This window comes from Microbacterium sp. CGR2 (assembly GCF_003626735.1).
Taxonomy (GTDB): domain Bacteria; phylum Actinomycetota; class Actinomycetes; order Actinomycetales; family Microbacteriaceae; genus Microbacterium.
Genome location: NZ_RBHX01000001.1, coordinates 1,485,561 through 1,501,672, shown reverse-complemented (window position 1 = coordinate 1,501,672; position 16,112 = coordinate 1,485,561). Strand labels below are relative to the sequence as shown.

Annotated in this window: 9 protein-coding genes; all 9 read right to left on the bottom strand. The window is 69.6% G+C overall.

What is annotated here, in order from left to right; all coding sequences use genetic code 11:
* Positions 1-47 precede the first annotated feature (47 nt).
* From D7252_RS07465 to D7252_RS07415, 9 genes are read right to left on the bottom strand one after another with little or no spacing between them, the layout of a single operon-like run.
* Complete coding sequence (locus D7252_RS07465) at positions 48-4,568, bottom strand: FtsK/SpoIIIE domain-containing protein (RefSeq protein ID WP_120774806.1); 4,521 nt, start codon at positions 4,566-4,568, stop codon at positions 48-50.
* Between the two features lie 57 nt (positions 4,569-4,625).
* Positions 4,626-6,122, bottom strand: coding sequence for an RDD family protein (locus D7252_RS20505; protein ID WP_120774805.1), 1,497 nt, complete (start codon positions 6,120-6,122; stop codon positions 4,626-4,628).
* Positions 6,122-7,753 (bottom strand): serine/threonine-protein kinase, encoded by a 1,632-nt coding sequence (locus D7252_RS07455; RefSeq protein ID WP_120774804.1) that lies wholly within the window; start codon positions 7,751-7,753, stop codon positions 6,122-6,124. Before D7252_RS07455 ends, D7252_RS20505 begins: the two co-directional genes overlap by 1 nt.
* Entirely contained in the window at positions 7,750-9,189 is a 1,440-nt protein-coding gene (locus D7252_RS19960) for an FHA domain-containing protein (protein ID WP_183055212.1), read from the bottom strand. Before D7252_RS19960 ends, D7252_RS07455 begins: the two co-directional genes overlap by 4 nt.
* Positions 9,189-10,004 (bottom strand): PP2C family serine/threonine-protein phosphatase, encoded by an 816-nt coding sequence (locus tag D7252_RS07435; protein WP_120774801.1) that lies wholly within the window; start codon positions 10,002-10,004, stop codon positions 9,189-9,191. Before D7252_RS07435 ends, D7252_RS19960 begins: the two co-directional genes overlap by 1 nt.
* Complete coding sequence (locus D7252_RS07430) at positions 10,001-11,422, bottom strand: RDD family protein (RefSeq protein WP_120774800.1); 1,422 nt, start codon at positions 11,420-11,422, stop codon at positions 10,001-10,003. The genes D7252_RS07435 and D7252_RS07430 overlap by 4 nt, the downstream gene beginning before the upstream one ends.
* The gene (locus D7252_RS07425) at positions 11,419-13,863 is read right to left on the bottom strand and encodes a transglutaminase domain-containing protein (RefSeq protein WP_120774799.1); all 2,445 of its coding nucleotides are present in this window, start codon (positions 13,861-13,863) and stop codon (positions 11,419-11,421) included. Before D7252_RS07425 ends, D7252_RS07430 begins: the two co-directional genes overlap by 4 nt.
* The gene (locus D7252_RS07420) at positions 13,860-15,122 is read right to left on the bottom strand and encodes a DUF58 domain-containing protein (protein WP_120774798.1); all 1,263 of its coding nucleotides are present in this window, start codon (positions 15,120-15,122) and stop codon (positions 13,860-13,862) included. The genes D7252_RS07425 and D7252_RS07420 overlap by 4 nt, the downstream gene beginning before the upstream one ends.
* The gene (locus D7252_RS07415; RefSeq protein ID WP_120774797.1) at positions 15,122-16,093 is read right to left on the bottom strand and encodes a MoxR family ATPase; all 972 of its coding nucleotides are present in this window, start codon (positions 16,091-16,093) and stop codon (positions 15,122-15,124) included. The genes D7252_RS07420 and D7252_RS07415 overlap by 1 nt, the downstream gene beginning before the upstream one ends.
* Positions 16,094-16,112 lie beyond the last annotated feature (19 nt).

The window sequence follows — 16,112 nt, the reverse complement described above, 5'->3', positions numbered from 1 at the left end:
ATCACTCGGCAGCATACGGGGAGTGGTACCCATGTCAGCTCTGCCCATCAGCGCTGCCCGTCCGAAGGCGCCTCGGGGACGAACGGGATCTGCATGGTGACAGCCCGCCCAGCCTGCACGAAGATGCCACGTCCGACCGGGAAGTCGGCACGCTTGACACGACCGAACGGCGTCTTGAAGATGCCCTCGCCGTCGTACGTGTCCGGCTTGAGGACGATGCCCTGGCGACCGGTCTTCCACTCGCCCAGCACGCCGATGCTGCCACTGGCCCGAGTGATCTCGGCCTCGCCGATCAGAATGTGATCGCTGTTGTTCATCGCCTGCAGCAGCGCGCGCATCGGACGGTCCGCCGGGCCATCCGCCAGGTGCGGGATGTCCTCGATGACGATCATGATGCGACCGCCGCCGGGAGCATCGCTCACGACGAGCTCGGCAAGTTCCGCGGCGAGTTCCTTCTCGTCCTCGGCCTTCGTGGCGCTGCGGACCCACGGACGGAAGTCCTTCAGCTCCGCGCGGCGACTGCCGAAGTGGTACATGCGCACGTTCGGGTCGAAGCGCTCCATCGCCACGACCAGCGCCTTGAGCGCGTTCGTCCGTCCGGACGCCGGGGGCCCGGAGATGACGAACGATCCGATCGGCTCGAACCCATGGGGGGCCAGCGTGTCGTCGGCGACACCGAACACCGGCATCCCGTCGACCTGCGCCGGCATCTCATCCACCGGGACCATGGTCGGAAGCGCACCGATCTCCGGCAGATCCCGCACGCCTGCCTTGCGCAGTTCGTCGCCGAGCACGGCGAGCGCCTTCGTCTGCTCGACGACGTTCATCGTGCCGCCCAGCACCGCGATCTGCGCCTCATGCCCGTCGACGATTGCCCGCCCCGGGGCGGATTGGTCGTCCAGGACATCCCGAGGGGTTCCCAGCAGCATGTACTGGCTCGGATCGCCCATGCGCAGGACGACGCGGCGCGAGATGTTCGCGGCCACCGCGCTGGGCACCGCGTTGCCGCGATCGGCGGTGATGACCGTGTGCACCCCGAGGGTGCGACCCTCGCCGAGGATGCGCATGAAGATGCGGTAGAACGGCCCACGCCCCGGCGCGACCTCCCAGTCCTTCTTGAACTCGGGATAGTTGTCGATCAGGAGCAGGATGCGCGGCATCCGCGGGTCCACCAGCTCACGGTACTCCTGGACGGACGCCGCACTCGCCGCCGAGAAGGCGGCGGCACGGCGATCCATCTCGCCGTCCAGAGTCCGCAGGAGACGCTGGATGCGTTCGACGTCGGCGCCGTCCACGACCGAACCGACGTGCGGCAGCGCCGAGAGCGCACCGAGCGCGCCCGAGGCGAAGTCGAGGCAATACACCTGCACGCGGCCGCGGTCCGGTCGCATCCCCGCCGCGGTGCCGATCGTCTTGAGCAGCGTCGACTTGCCGGATCCGGAGGTGCCGTAGATCACCAGCGAGCCGTCGCGGTCGGGATTGAAGACTCCCGGCTGCTGCAGCTGCTTCTCCGGGACGTCCAGCAGCGCGAGCGGGATCCGGGTGTCCCCCTCGTTCGGCAGATCGCGCAGATCGACCAGCGGCGCCAGGTCGTCGAGCCACGGACGCCGGGGCCGCATGAGGGCCGCCTTGTCGGCCGCACGGATGAGCGTCGACACGATGCGCTTCTGGTCGTTCGGACCGAGGTCCTCCAGATGCGAGTCGGACTCGGCAGGCCGGTCGGGCTCCCATTCGGCGCTGGAGCCGAAGCGCAGCTCGGCCACCCTCACCTCAGCGGCGACGGAATCGTCATCCGTGGTCCAGCCGCCCGCGTAGGCCGACTGGAACGGCACCAGGCGCCCGGGGCCGGTCTTGGCGATCGCTCGCCCGGGGATGGACGCGGAGAACGTCGACGCGATGCCGTCGTCGACGACGTCACGGGAATCGGCCTCATCGGCCATGCGCAGCGCGATACGGAGGTTCGTGTTCGCACGCAGGTTGTCCTTGATCACACCGGCGGGCCGCTGGGTGGCCATGATCAGGTGGATGCCGAGGGAGCGGCCGCGCTGTGCGATGTCGACGACGCCGTCGACGAAGTCCGGCATCTCGGACGCCAATGCCGCGAACTCGTCGATCACGAGCACCAGCGCCGGAGGGCACTCCGGGTCCTGCCGCTTCTCGAGCTCGAGCAGATCCTTGGCCTTCTTGCGGTTGAGCAGGTGCTCGCGGTGCTGCAGCTCGGCACGGAGGCTGGTCAGCGCACGGCGGACGAGGTGCGGGCTCAGGTCGGTCACAAGGCCCACGCAGTGCGGCAGCTCGACGCAGTCGGCGAACGCCGACCCGCCCTTGTAGTCGACGAAGAGGAAGGTCACCCGGTCGGGGCTGTGCGCGGCGGCCATACCCAGCACCCACGCCTGGAGGAATTCCGACTTTCCGGCACCGGTGGTGCCGCCGACGAGGGCGTGCGGACCCTGAGTGCGAAGGTCGAGGGCCATCGCGTCGCTCGGCCCCTGCCCGATGATGGCACGGAGGGTTCCGGACTTCTTCAGCCGTGGCCGCGGGGCCGGCGTGCGATCGACGATGGTGTTGTTCTGCCGCCACCGCTCGATCACGACCTGCGGATCTTCGGCGATCGCCGGGTCCACGAGCTGCAGGAACATGACCGCGCTCGGGATGTCGGACGAGTCGTGAACGGCGGTGCTCGCGTCGACCACGGGAGCGAGGCGTCGGGCGAGCATCTGCATATACGCGTCGGACACGCCTTCCACCCGCACGTGTTCGAAGTTCTCGCCGTTGCGGACGAGTCCCACCTGCGCGTCTTCGAGGCCGGTGGTGACGTCGATGTAGCTGCGGCACACGGCCGGCAGGGACTCCACGGTCGGCGAGACGAAGACCGCGTGCACGCCGTGGTCGGCCCCGCGTTCCAGCACCTCGGTCAGGCGTCCGCGGTCGACGGGCGCGTCGGACGACACGAAGACGACCACGGAGATCGGCGGCGTGCTCTTGTGCTCGGTCGCCGCCCTGGCGACGTCGGTGCCGTACAGGAGGGGATTCCAGTCCTCCTTGAAAGGACCGCGCGGCTCGCCGCTGCCCGCGGATGCCGCGCGGGAGACGTACTCCTCGAGCGAGCTGAGCAGGGCGGCGGCGGTCGGTGCGGAGTCTGCCAGCGCCATGTCTTGGAACGGGCTCCGCTCGCTCGACGTGTGCGGCATCCACTTGAGCCACTCCAGCTCCGGCGTCCACGCGGAATCCGTGAAGGCGACGGCGACGAGGTCGTTGGGCGCGTGCAGGCCGAAGAGCTGAACCGCGATCCCACGCATGGTGTCGGCCACCGGCCCCTGAGGGCCGGCGATGCCGATCGACCCCGCGTCGGCGAAGGTGTCGAACACGGGGACGTCGTCGACGAACGCATAGCGCTCACGAAGCCTGTCCACCCGATCGATGAAGTCGGGCAGACCATCCGGCGCCTCGGCATCATCGATCCTGTTGCGGGCGGGGAGTCGACAGCTGCCCAGCCGGAGACCGAGGAAGTTCCAGTGCTCGGGCCGCCGCGTCCAGAGCATCGGGCCGAGCCGCATGGCGTGGTCGAAGACCTCGGCGACCGGGGGTGCCTCCGCGTTGCGCGCACGCTCCTCCTCCGGCTTGCCCCGGAAGAAGTCCTCTTCGAGTTGCTCGTATTGCCGCTCGAAGAGCAGGAACTCATGGTTCTCGCCCTTCTTGCTCTGCGCAGCCTGGTTGATGATGTTGCCGAACGCCATCAGTGGGGTCATCACGATCATCAGAAGCGACCGCGGATTGCCGTTGAGCGCATACAGCGCCATGCCCATGAGGATCGGGGCGATCAGGATCGGCCAGGGGAACATCCTGCCGATCTTCTCGGTGGGAAGCCGCGGCACCTTGAACAGCGTGCCGGGGTAGCGCACCTCGACGCGCGGGCTGCGGTTGAAAAGCAACCCGCCGCCTCGTTCGATGATCGGATCTTCCGTCGCCGACCCGTCGAACGTCCGCGCGAGACGCAGGACGAGGGTGGTGCCGCCGATGACGAACGGCTCCCCCTCCTCGACGCGGACGCGCTGGACGGCGATGCCGTCGACGAGCACGCCGTTCGCGGAGTTCAGGTCGACGACCTCGATGTGGGTGCCGACTTCGAGGCGGGCGTGCCGCTTCGACACCATCGGATCACTGAGGACGACGTCGTTGACCGCGTCTCGGCCGAGGAACACGTGCCCGGCGCTGATCGGGAACTCCTGACCGGCCAACGCTCCGGATGTCGCGACCAGCACGCCGACGACGTCCCGCTGACCGGCAGCGGCGTAGTCGGGCCCGTAGTTGACGATGGATGCTGCGAACCCGGACCCGATCGGCGCTTCGCCGATCGGCACATCGGGCTGCAGGGGCACGAGACGGTCACCGGTGGGAGGGGCGACGGCGAGCGTGACCACATCGCCCTCGGCGACAGGCGTCGACCGGGTCGGGTCCGCTGTCGCGACATGACGCGCGACATCGGCCGCGGTGGCCGTCGAGTCCGTCTTGATCACGATGTCGACGGGAACACCGCCTTGGCGATGCAAGGTCAGCTTCAGCCTCATGCTTCTCCCCCAGTTTCGCGGCGCGTGCCAGCGACCATCATCGCTCGTTCACCTCGGTCACAGCCGGACCACGGCCGCGACACGGTCGCCGAGCCGGATCATGTCGCCCTCGGTCGCGAGTGTCGGCGCGCCCGGAGCGACAGCATATTCCGCACCGTCGCGGACGAGCCCCGACCCGTTCGTGGAGTGGCAGTCGACGATCTCGATCCCACCATCGACCGGGCGCACCACCATATGGGTCTTGGACAGCGAACGGCTGTCGTCGGTCAGGGCGATCGCTCGCGCACCGGGATGCCCCGTCGCGTCGGGGTTGCGCCCCAGCACGACGATCTCGGAGACCAGGATGCTCTCGCCCGTGTCGAAGCGCAGACCGAACCGCAGCGTGGCCCGCGTCGTCGGCGTCGGCGCCGGTGGTCGCAGGAGCTCGGGCTGAGGTGCGGACTCGGGCTGAGGCGCGGAAGCGGGCTGGAGCGCGGGAGCCTGCGGCGGCGTGGGTGGCGCCTGGGGCTCGGGTGACGGCTGCGCGACGGGCACAGGCTGCGGAGTCGGCGCGGGAGCCGGTGCGGCGGGCGCGGGAGCCGGTGCGGCGGGCGTGGGAGCCGGTGCGGCGGGCGTGGGAGCCGGCAGGGGTGCGGCGGGCGAACGCAGCGATGCCGAAGCATCCGAACCGGAAGTCCGGGATTCGCCGACGCGATCGCCGTCGGCAACCCGGTATCCGCCGAGCACGGGCTTTCCCGCTTCGTTCTGAACGACGCCGACCGACGGGACACCCTGCGGGAGACCGACGGTCGGGCGCTCGTGCGGCTCATACGGCCGGGCCACACCGAGGACACCGGCGCTGACGCGGTTGCCCGGGCGGTACTGCGGCTGCTCCGTCGGGTCCATGGGAGTGGCGAGAGAGGGCAGTGCGGAGCGCTCGGGCGTGGGTGCCGTCTTGACGACCTTGCGGGCGACGCGCATCCGTTTCTCGTCATAGGGGTTCAGCCCGTTGCGGATGTCGACCAGCCAGACCTTCGAGGCCTTGTCGTGGAGCCCGCGCCCGCGGCCTTCCGGGTCGAAGGTCGGTGAGCTGAGGATGAGTGCAGGTCCGAGCACGGGTACGACGCCGGAGACCATCACGACGAGGAACCTCAGCAGCACGGCCCCGACTCCTGGGCGCTCCAACGTGCGCACGTTGACGCTGCGCAGGCCGGTGAAGCCTTTTCCGATCGTCAAGCCCTTTCGTCCGTGGAGGACCAGCTGCACGAGGAGGAAGATCAGGGTGAACAGCGTCGTGATGCTGGCCATGACGATGGCGAGCACGAAGTCGGGATGGTTGACGAACCCGTACGTCGAGATCGATCCGGTCGCCAGTTTCAACAGCAGCGGGATGGCTCCGAACCAGAGGGGCAACTGCAGTACGACCCAGATCGCTGCGTCCGAGATCGCGGCGAGCGCGCGGCGACCGAATGGAGCACGCAGCAGCCCCAAGGCGGCCGCGTAGGCCGGATCCGGGCGGCCCGTTGCGTCGAGCCCCTCGATCTCCTGGGTCTGCTCGTCGATCTCCCACACCATCAGTCGACGCACCCGCGGGCCGGCTCCGAGACCCGCCCATCCTCTCGGCGGAGCATCACATCGATGCAGACAGTGCCCGATCCGGCAGCGAACTGAGCTTTCGGCTCCTCGGTGCGCTGCGGATCCACTTCGCCCGAGACATTGACGACGGTCCAGATGAAGGAATCCCCGTCCTGAGCGGCCTCGTTCGTCCACGTGAACGAGACCTGACCGCCTGCGCGGGCACCCACCAGATCCGAGACCTTCGGGACGAAGTCCGACACCACGTCCTGCGGCTCCGCCGTCTCTTCGGTTTCCGGTGGGGTCTCGATGCCTGCGACCAGCGCGTTGAGACCGACGATCGTGCCGACGACGACGATGAGCGTCACGACGGCGGCCAGCGTGATCCACAGCCCCCGGCGGTCGCGCCGCGGTGCCGGGGCGGCGGGTTCGGCGACCGACGCGGGCGGCGTCTGCAGAGCAGGTGATGCGGGAGCAAGGGATGCCGGTGCCTGCGGTGCGACGACCATCGGCGGGCGGAGGATGGTGCGATCTTCCGCTTCCGGCGATCTGCTCGCCGCCGGGCCAGGCATCTGGGTCGCCCCGTCCACGGCGTCCGCTCGCTGTGGCGCGTCGAAACGCGGCACATCCGGCAACGGCCAGGGGCCCTTGGGCTGGGTCGTGGCGGACGGTCGGGTGAACGCGGCGACATCCGGGTCGATGCTGACGATCTCGCGGACCCGGGTCAGGCCATCCCCGTCGTCTTCCAGATCTTCGGCGGGGGGATGATCGTCGACGATGTCGATCGGGGTGACCGAGTGCGAGAGCTCGATCTGCACCTTCTGCAGGGCTCGGGCGAACGCGACGGCACTGGGGAATCTGTCGTCAGGGTTCTTGGCCATGGCACGCTCGAGCACGCGCTGCAGGCTGGCCGGTGAGTCCGGGCGCCCGAGCGATGGCAGCGCCGCACGCTCGATGCGCTCGATCAGGTCGGCGCTGGAGTTGCGCTCCCCCGCCCGTTCGAAGGGCGTGCGTCCGGCGAGCAGGGTGTAGAGCGTGGCGCCCAGCGCCCAGACGTCGGTGCGCGGACCGCTCTGGGGCACCTCGGCGAACGACTCCGGCGGCGACCACGGGATCGACATGCCCGACGCCTCACCGGTGGCGCCGGTCGTCGAGGCGATGCCGAAGTCGGTCAGCGCCGGCCGGTTGTACTCGGTGACGAGGATATTGGCCGGCTTGATGTCGCGATGCAGCACGCCGGCGCGATGCGCGGTCTCGACGGCTCCCGCGACCTGCACGCCGACCCGCAGTGCCTCCGCGACCGAGAAAGGCTCCCTCCGAGCACGCAGCTGCAGGTTGGGCCGGGGGCAGTACTCCATCACGAGGTACGGCCGCCCGTCGCCCGCGACACCCGCCTGGTAGATCGTGACGATCGCCGGATGCGTCGAGAGCATCGCCATGACGTTCGCCTCGTCGGTGAACTCCTGAGCCGCGCCGCCCGAGATGCGGTCGGCGAGCAGCACCTTGACCGCTACGCGACGCCGCGGCATCTCCTGCGCATACAGGAAGACGTCGGCGAAGCCGCCGGTACCCAACAGCTCGAGATACGTGAAGCCGGGCAGCTCCGGCGGCGGAGAGGGCCGTCTGCTCACGGCAGGTCCTCGAAGGCGACCGTCACCCCGTCGCCGAGGTCCACCACGTCTCCGGAGAGGACGAGCGTCTGCTCGCCGGGGTGCAGGCGCATCGGGTCCGAGCCGGGGCGAATCAGCGTCGACCCGTTGGTGGTGTGAAGATCCACGACCACGACGGTGTCAGCCTCCGGACGGATCTCGAGGTGACTGCGCGAGATGTCCTGCTGGGGGCTGTCCACCGCGACCAGATGCGGCAGATTGGCCCCACTGGCTCGGGTCGAACGAGGCCGACGACCGATGATGACGGTGCGATCGAGCGTGACGACCTGGCCGGTCGAGACCCTCACCCGGCCGGTGACACCGGTCGGACCGGGGCTGACCGGAAGCACCTCCGTCGGCGCATCGTTGCCGGCCGGAGCCTGCTGTCGGCGCGCCCGGAGTTCCGCTGCCGAGATCGTCGCCCCGTCGTGGTCACCCTCGGCGAACACGGCCGGCGGCAGCGGCGGCGGTGTTCCCGGCAGTGCGGCAGCCGCGGACGGGGCAGAGTGCACGGTGGCGCCGAAGAGCTGATCGAAGTCGTCGTCGCTCGTCGGAGCGATCGTGACGTCGGTGGGGACCATCGTCACTCCATCGACCAGCGGCTCGGATGCCGGTGCGGACTCGGGCTCCGGCTCCGGCTCAGGCTCAGGCTCAGGGGCAGACTCCGGTTCCGAGGCAGACTCCGGTTCAGCAGCCGACTCTGCAGCGGGGTCCACCTGAGGCTCGGGCACCGCAGAGGCATCGGCGGGCTCCTTCTCGGATGCCTGCTCGTCGGCTGCCGCGTCAGACCCGTGGGCTTCCGCTGCAGGAGCGTCATCGGAACCAGCTGCGGCAGCGGATGGCGTCGCCAGCGCACCAGCGCCGAACAGTGCGAGCAGCGGCGCCGGGGTGCCGTTCAGCGCTCCGGAGGATGCACCGGACTCTGCACGCTCGATCACGGGCGCCGGTCCGGCGTTCCCCGCGAGCGGGCTGTCGTCTCCGGCCTCGAGCTCGGCGCTCACCGCTGCTGCGCGCACGATGCCGCTGTGCACGGGGAGAGCGGCGTCACCCGCGACACCCTCGACCGTGATCTCCACGCGCGTGGCGCCGCCGACGAAGCGCTCGCTCCAGGTGGTCACCTCCGCACCCGACAGCTCGAGGGATTCCGTATCGGTGCTCACCCGCGCAGCGACACCGCCGCGCAGGGCGATCCGCATGTCGGTGCCTTCGGCCACGGCAGCGACGAACGGCGGCAGCGCGGCGAACGACCCGCCGGTGCCGGCGGTCAGCACGTCGATCACCGCGGCGAGGGTCTTCTGCTCCGGCATCCGCGCCCACAGTCGCGCCACCACGTCTCCCGGCACGTCGGGCGGGAGTGCGACGAGGGCTCCGGGGATCACCATCAGGTACCACTGTCCCGGTCGGTAGATCGTCTGCATCAGCGAACCCCTCCTGCTGCGGCTTCACGCGGTCGCGTGTCCATATCGATGTCGGAGTCGGTCTCCATGAGCGTTCCCGGTCGCGAGGCGACCGAGACGGCATCCACCACGACGACGGTGATGTTGTCCCTGCCGCCTGCGCTGACCGCCTCCGCGACGAGGATGTCGGCCGCTTCCTGCGGGTCTGGCGAGCTCTGCAGCACCTCGCGGATGCGGGCATCCGCGACTTCCGAAGTGAGGCCGTCGGAGCACACCATGATCCGATCGCCGAGCTCCGCCGGGAACAGCCAATAGTCGGCGTCTCCCGTGCTGCTGGCGCCGATGGCCCGGGTGATGATGTTGCGTCGGCGATCGGTCGCTGCGTCTTCCACGCTGAGTTCGCCCGACTCGATCAGCTCCTGCACGACGGAGTGGTCGACGCTGATCTGCTCCAGCTCGCCGTCGGTGAGTCGATAGGTGCGCGAATCGCCGATGTTCACCGCCAACCAGTACCCCATGCCGTCGACCGACGCGATGACGACGCCGCTCAGCGTCGTGCCCGCGCGGCCGTTGCCCGAGGTCGACAGCTCCTCGACGCTCGCGCGTGCCCGCGAGAGAGCGAGCCGCACATCGTCGAGCTCGAGGGAGGCGCGTCCGACCGAGCCGGAGAACTCCGCGATCACTGCCGCACTCGCGCGCTCGCCTGCCTCGTGGCCGCCCATGCCGTCGGCGACCACGAACACCGGCGCGCTCGCGAGATGCGCGTCCTCGTTGAGAGCGCGACGGAGCCCCGGATGCGTGGCCGACCCCGTCGAGACGAGGAGCGCGGGCCTCACGCGTATCCCCCGATCGTCACGATGCGGTCGCCGATCTCGATCGCATCACCGAGCCGCACCGGGACCCGCTGACCCGCAGGGCACGCGATGCGCTGCCCTTCGCGGACGATCGTCATCCCGTTGGTCGAATGCCGATCGAGGACCCAGCCCCCGGCAGGCTCCGCCGCCGCTTCGAAGTGCGTCTTGGAGAGTGAGAGAGTCTCGTCGCGGACCGGGACGAGCATCGCGCCCTCTTCCGGAGCGGGATTGCGACCGAAGATCGTGCGGCGGGAGACCGAGATGCGCGTTCCGTCGTCCCAGGTGAACACGAGTCGATGGCCCGGGATGCTGATCCGGGTGTCTTCGAGGTCCTCCGCCTCGGGCGCGACAGGCTCGGAAGCGGCCGGGGCGACAGACTCAGCGACGGTCGGCGCGACAGGCCCAGCGGCGGCCGGCGCGACAGACGCAGGCGGAGCGGAAGCGGCGGGCGCGACGGGCACGCTCGGCGCAGAGGAAGGTGCCGCGGATGGGAAGCCCGCCGGCTGCCTGACGGTGACATCGAGGTCGGACTCGGCCGGCACCGGAGCAACACGCGGAGGCGGAGCATCCTGTGTGATGCCGGGAACGAAGGCGATCAGGGAACCGGAGTCGGCCTGCGATTCCGCCGGCACCGTCGGGCGCGGAGGCGTGGGCGGAAGCGACGGGGTCGGAAACGCCGGCGCAGCCGGGGCGGCGGGCATCGGCTGGCCGACGCCCTGTGCAGCGGGGGCCTGCGCCGCAGCTGCAGGAGCACCAAAAGAGGGCGTCGCCGGCTGCGCGGGGGCAGCGGGCGAGGCGGGTTGCGGGATGCCGGGAATCGCGGGAGCACCGGGACGAAGCGGCGGCCCGGGGCGTCCGGAAGCGAACTGCTGTCCCGCTGCGGCGGCAGGCGCGAGCCCCGATGACGAACCCGATGCCGACGCAGACGCCGTTCCGGCGGGAGACGCCGCAGCACGAGCATCCAGCATCAGCGAGCCGGCGACCTTGTCGTGCCAGCCCTGGAAACGACCCGAACCGTCGAACAGAGGGGTGAAGTAGCCTACGACGATCGAGGCCGACAGGCCGAAGATGATGTTGCGCAGCAGAGTCCGCCCGAAGCCCAGCGGCAGGTCGTCGCGGGCGGAGACAAGGCGCAGCCCCTGCGCGCGCATTCCGATCGAGCCCTTGCCCGCCTGCATCAGGGTGTAGACCACGAACCAGCCCAACAGCAGCAGCGAGACCAGCGGCCCGCCGATCGCGAGCGTCGCGAGCATCCCCTGAGCGCTGCCGCTGAGGGTCGCGATGACGATCAGGAGGCCACCGAGCACGATCGTCAGCCCGCCCGCGATGAGAGCGTCGATGAGGTAGCCGATGGCGCGGCGGGAGATCGGCGCGATCTGGGCGAACGCGGGCTGCGTCATGAGGTCTCGCTCTCGGGTGCGACGGGGGAAGACGTACTGCTTCTATCGATGGTGCCAGGTTCCCGCCGCACGCGCGCGGCGGCGGCATCCTTCAGCCCCTGCAGCCCGGAGGACAGAGCAGAGCCACCCAGCAGCGATCGCAGACTCAGTCGCGCTTTCGTGCGCTTCCAGAATCCGGCATCCTTGCCCAGGTCACCCACGATGGAATCGACCTCGGTCCAGAACGCCTCGACATCCTGAGGCGTCGGTTCGCTGGGTCCGAAGACGTCGGCGTCGGCCCGCACGGCGAGCCCTGCCACCTGCGGCACCGCAAGCGTCTCCACCAGCGTGGATGCCTCTTCGGTGCGCGTGCCACCCGCGGGGAGTCTCGCACCGTAGTCGACGGCGCGGTCGGTGAGCTCGTCCCAGCCACCGCTGATGCGGTCAGCTGTGCGCTCCGCAGCTCGACGCGCCCGCCGCTTGGATGCTTTCCACGCACCGATGACGATGAACGGAGACGCGAGGATGGCGATGACGGCCAGCGAGATGCCGCCGATGAGGAGGATCGCGCCGATGAGGCCGGCGAGGTTCAGATTCTCGTCCTCGGACTCGCGGTCGTCGGGCAACGTCGGCGGCAGGTCCACGGGCTCCTGCGGCGGCGGCGGCGGCTGCAGCACCTGCGGTTTCGGATCGACGCGCGGCTTGGTGTTCTGGTCGTTCGGAACCTGGTCCTCGGGCGGCGTCGGGTTGAAGGTGAGCCAGCCGACCCCTTCGAAGTTGACCTCGACCCAGGCGTGGACATTGTCGCCGGTCGCCGTGAAGGTCGCCTCGCCCTCCTGCTCCTCGTCGGGGTAGTACCCCATCACCACCCGCGCCGGGATGCCGAGTTCGCCGGCCAGGAGCGCCATCGTGACCGAGTACTGCTCGTCGTCACCGATCATCTGGTCGCCGCCGACGAGCGTCGAGACGCGTTCCGCCGTATGCCCGGCACGCGAGAGGACCTCGCCCTCCAACCCGTGGCTGAAGAATCCGCCCTCGGCGAGGAAGCTCTCCAGGGCGCGCACCTGCTCGATCGGCGTCTCGGCACTCGCGACCGTCTCGGCGGCCAGCGTCGTGAGCTCTTCGGGGACGTTGCTCGGCTTGGGCATCGCCACCGTGCCGAAGGGCACCTCGGCGAGCTGCTTGTCGTCGAGTTCGGCAGGCATCACGGCGTCGACCGTGTACTCATCGCCCTTCGCGAGCTTCGGGGTGGCCACGGCGGTGCCGGTCATGGTGTTCACATAGGTGCCGCGACGCAGCTCTTCCTCGCGATCGCCGCGGAAGCGGATCTCCGACAGCTGACCGGCCGTCGGCATCCACACGCCGTTGTAGTCCTCGATGGCGATCTTGAGCGTGACCGGGACGCCCTCGGCCTCCGGGGACATGTTGGAACGCAACGGCGAGAACGCGCTGGACGACGTCGGACCGCCGTCCGTGACGTTGTAGACCATTCCATCGAACTGATCCATGACCGCGGTGCGCACCCGCGCGCCCTTGGGCAGCCCCTGCACCGTGAAGAGAGTGTCGTCGACCGCATCGCGCACGTTCTTACGGAACGCCTGCAGAGGGCTCGGATAGTCACGGATGTCGAACGGCGGGATGATCACGTCTCGGAAGACATGACGCGGCTGTGCCGGGGCGGCGATCGCGCTGGTGGCGACGCCCGCAGCCCCCGCGACCGCGAGGACGGCGACTCCGGCCAGCAGACGCCGCGTGCGCATGTGGCTGGCGCGGGACGGATCGACCTCGCCCACCGAAACCGCCGCGTTCTGCGGAGCCCACAGCTGACGCAGCGCCAACCAGGCGATACTCACCACGGCGAACACCAGCCCCTGCACCACCGGGAACGCCGGTTCCGGCGTTCCGAGCGCGATGACCAGCATCAACAACACGCCGGCGGGCAACAGCGCCCATGCCACGTGCGAAAGCCGCAGCGCGAGAGACGCCGTCAACACGGTGGCGACCAGGGCCAGCAGGTAAGGCACGAGCAGGTGCCCGTCCGACGCGGCGACCGGTGCGACCGTGGTGAGCATCTGCTTCCACGCGGTCACCGGGCCGACGGCGAGCTTCTGCAGCGTCTCCAGGCTCGGGATCACGCCGAGGATGGCCGTCTGCGGGAGAGCCAGAGCGGCACCGAAGACGAAGTAGGCGGCGATCGTGAGGCCGGTGATGACCAGGATGCCCCAGCGCCGCCATGCCGCGGCCGCGGAGATCGCGAGGCCGAGGACGACACCGCCGATGGCCGCCGGGAGGAAGGACGGTCCCGCGAAGGTCGGCCAGAAACCGATCATCGCGACGATCACCAGCAGCGCCGTGGCCCCGAGGTCGAGAACCCAGCGGCGGACGGAGATCTCGGACGCGGCAGGGCGTTTCGTCTCGCTCCGCTCGCTCGACGACCGGGCGGGGGCGGCGGGCGCGGTCATGCGAGCACCTTCTGCAGAGCGAGCGGAACCTGGTTGAGCGCGCCGATGGTGACGACGTCGGCCTCTCCGATCCGCCGCAGCGCGGGGGAGGACACCGACGTGTCCGCGACGACCGCGAGCGCTCTGGCCCCGTACGGGAGCCGGGAACACGCCAGGCGCAGGTCGTCGGCACTCACCCGTGAACCGCAGACGAGCACGACGACGCTCGCCAACGGCATCGTCGCCGACATGATCCCGGCGAGATCGGCGATGCCGCCCTCCTTGGGCTTGCTGCTCTCCACTGCCGACAGCGAGTCCAGCAGCTGCTTCCCGGTGCCTGCGGGCACCTCGCGCCCCTGCACCCGCATGTCGACGCGCTGCGAGTCGCGGAGCGCGCGGAGTCCGATCGAGCCGGCGGCGGACACGGCGAGTTCGAAATCATCGTCCTGCGCATAGTCGCCGCTCGAGCGGGAGAGGCCGATGACGAAGTGCGACCGGCGTGTCTCCTCGTACTGGCGAACCATCATCGTCCCGGTGCGGGCGGTGGAGCGCCAATGCACGTGCCGAAGGTCGTCGCCGGGCTGATACTCGAGGAGCGCATGGAACGACACGTCGTCGCGGGAGAGATCGGCCGCCGGAAGCCCCTCGAGGTCGCGCAGGTACCCCAGCGACTGCCCGTCGAAGAGAACGGTGCGCGGGTGCACGAAGAGGTCGACGGGGTCATCGCGACGATGTGCGCGCTCGAACAGGCCGAGCGGATCGCCGCGGACGACGCTCACCGGACCGACCTTCACGACGCCGCGCCGCTGCGTCGGGATGGCGAAGAGCTCTTCCGCCTCCTCGCCGGGCGCCAGGCGCTGAATGCCGAACTCACCGCGTCCGGAGCCCACCGGCAGAACGATGCGGGAGGGCAGGATCGCGCGGTTCCCGCGGTTGGCGAGCGTCAGTCCACCGACCGCCCGCTCGCCCACCACGACCCGGGTGCGCGCCAGGTCGAGCGAGACGTCATAGGCGGTGCGTCCGATCAGGAACAGCGCGCACAACGCGACCGTGATCGCGATGACGATCGCGGCGACCGTGAACTCCGACCAGCCGGCGATCTGACCGAGAACCCAGAAGACGACGGCGAGCGCCATCAGGACCCAGGCCAGCGGGCGGATGGCCGCAGTGATCAGACGGAGGCGCGTCAGCACGCGCGCGCCGACGACAGCCGCGATGTCACGCCAACCGGCGTCGCGTTCCGTCGGGGCGGGCGCGACCGAGTATGCCTCCGCTGTCATCAGGCCGCTGCTCGTGCCTGCGGTGCTGCGACCCCGTCGAGTACGCGCGCGATCACAGCATCGCTGTTCGTGCCCGCGAACTCCGCCTCGGCATCGAGGATCAGACGGTGCTGCCAGACGGGAAGCGCCAGGGTCTTGATGTCGTCCGGGAGCACGAAGTGGCGCCCGTGCGCGGCCGCCCACACCTTCGCGATGCGGATCATCGCGATCGCGCCACGCACCGACACGCCCAGACGGGTCGCCGAGTCCGCTCGTGTGGCCTCGGTGAGTTCCGCCACGTAGCGCAGCAGTGCCGGCTCGACGTGGACGGATGCCGCCAGATCAGCCATGTCGGCGACAGCACTCGTGGTGATGATGGCCGACAGGCCCGCGGACGGGTTGCGGTCGGATGCTCCGGCCAGAATGCTTTCGGTCACCGCGAGGTCCGGGTATCCGATCGATGTCTTGACCAGGAAGCGGTCGAGCTGCGCCTCGGGCAGCTTGTACGTTCCCGCCTGCTCGATGGGGTTCTGTGTCGCGATCACCAGGAACGGACGGCCGGCCTCGTGGGTCACACCGTCGACCGTGACGCGCGACTCCTCCATGACCTCGAGCAGGGCCGACTGCGTCTTGGGCGAGGCGCGGTTGATCTCGTCGGCGAGGACGATCGACGCGAAGATCGGTCCCTTGTGGAACTCGAACTTGTGCGACTGCTGGTCGTAGATCGTCACACCCGTGACGTCGGACGGCAGCAGGTCGGGGGTGAACTGAATGCGCGCACTCGTGCCCTGGACGGTCGCGGCGAGTGCCTTCGCGAGGCTCGTCTTGCCCGTGCCCGGAGCGTCTTCGAGGAGGACGTGCCCCTCGGCGAGCATGGCGGAGAGCACGAGGCCGACGATCTCGCGCTTGCCCTGCACGGCCTTGTCGATGTTGTCCACCAGGCGCTGGAAGGTGCCGTGGAACCAGGCCGCCTGCTCAGGAGTCATTGTCATGTGCGTTCATTTCTCTTGT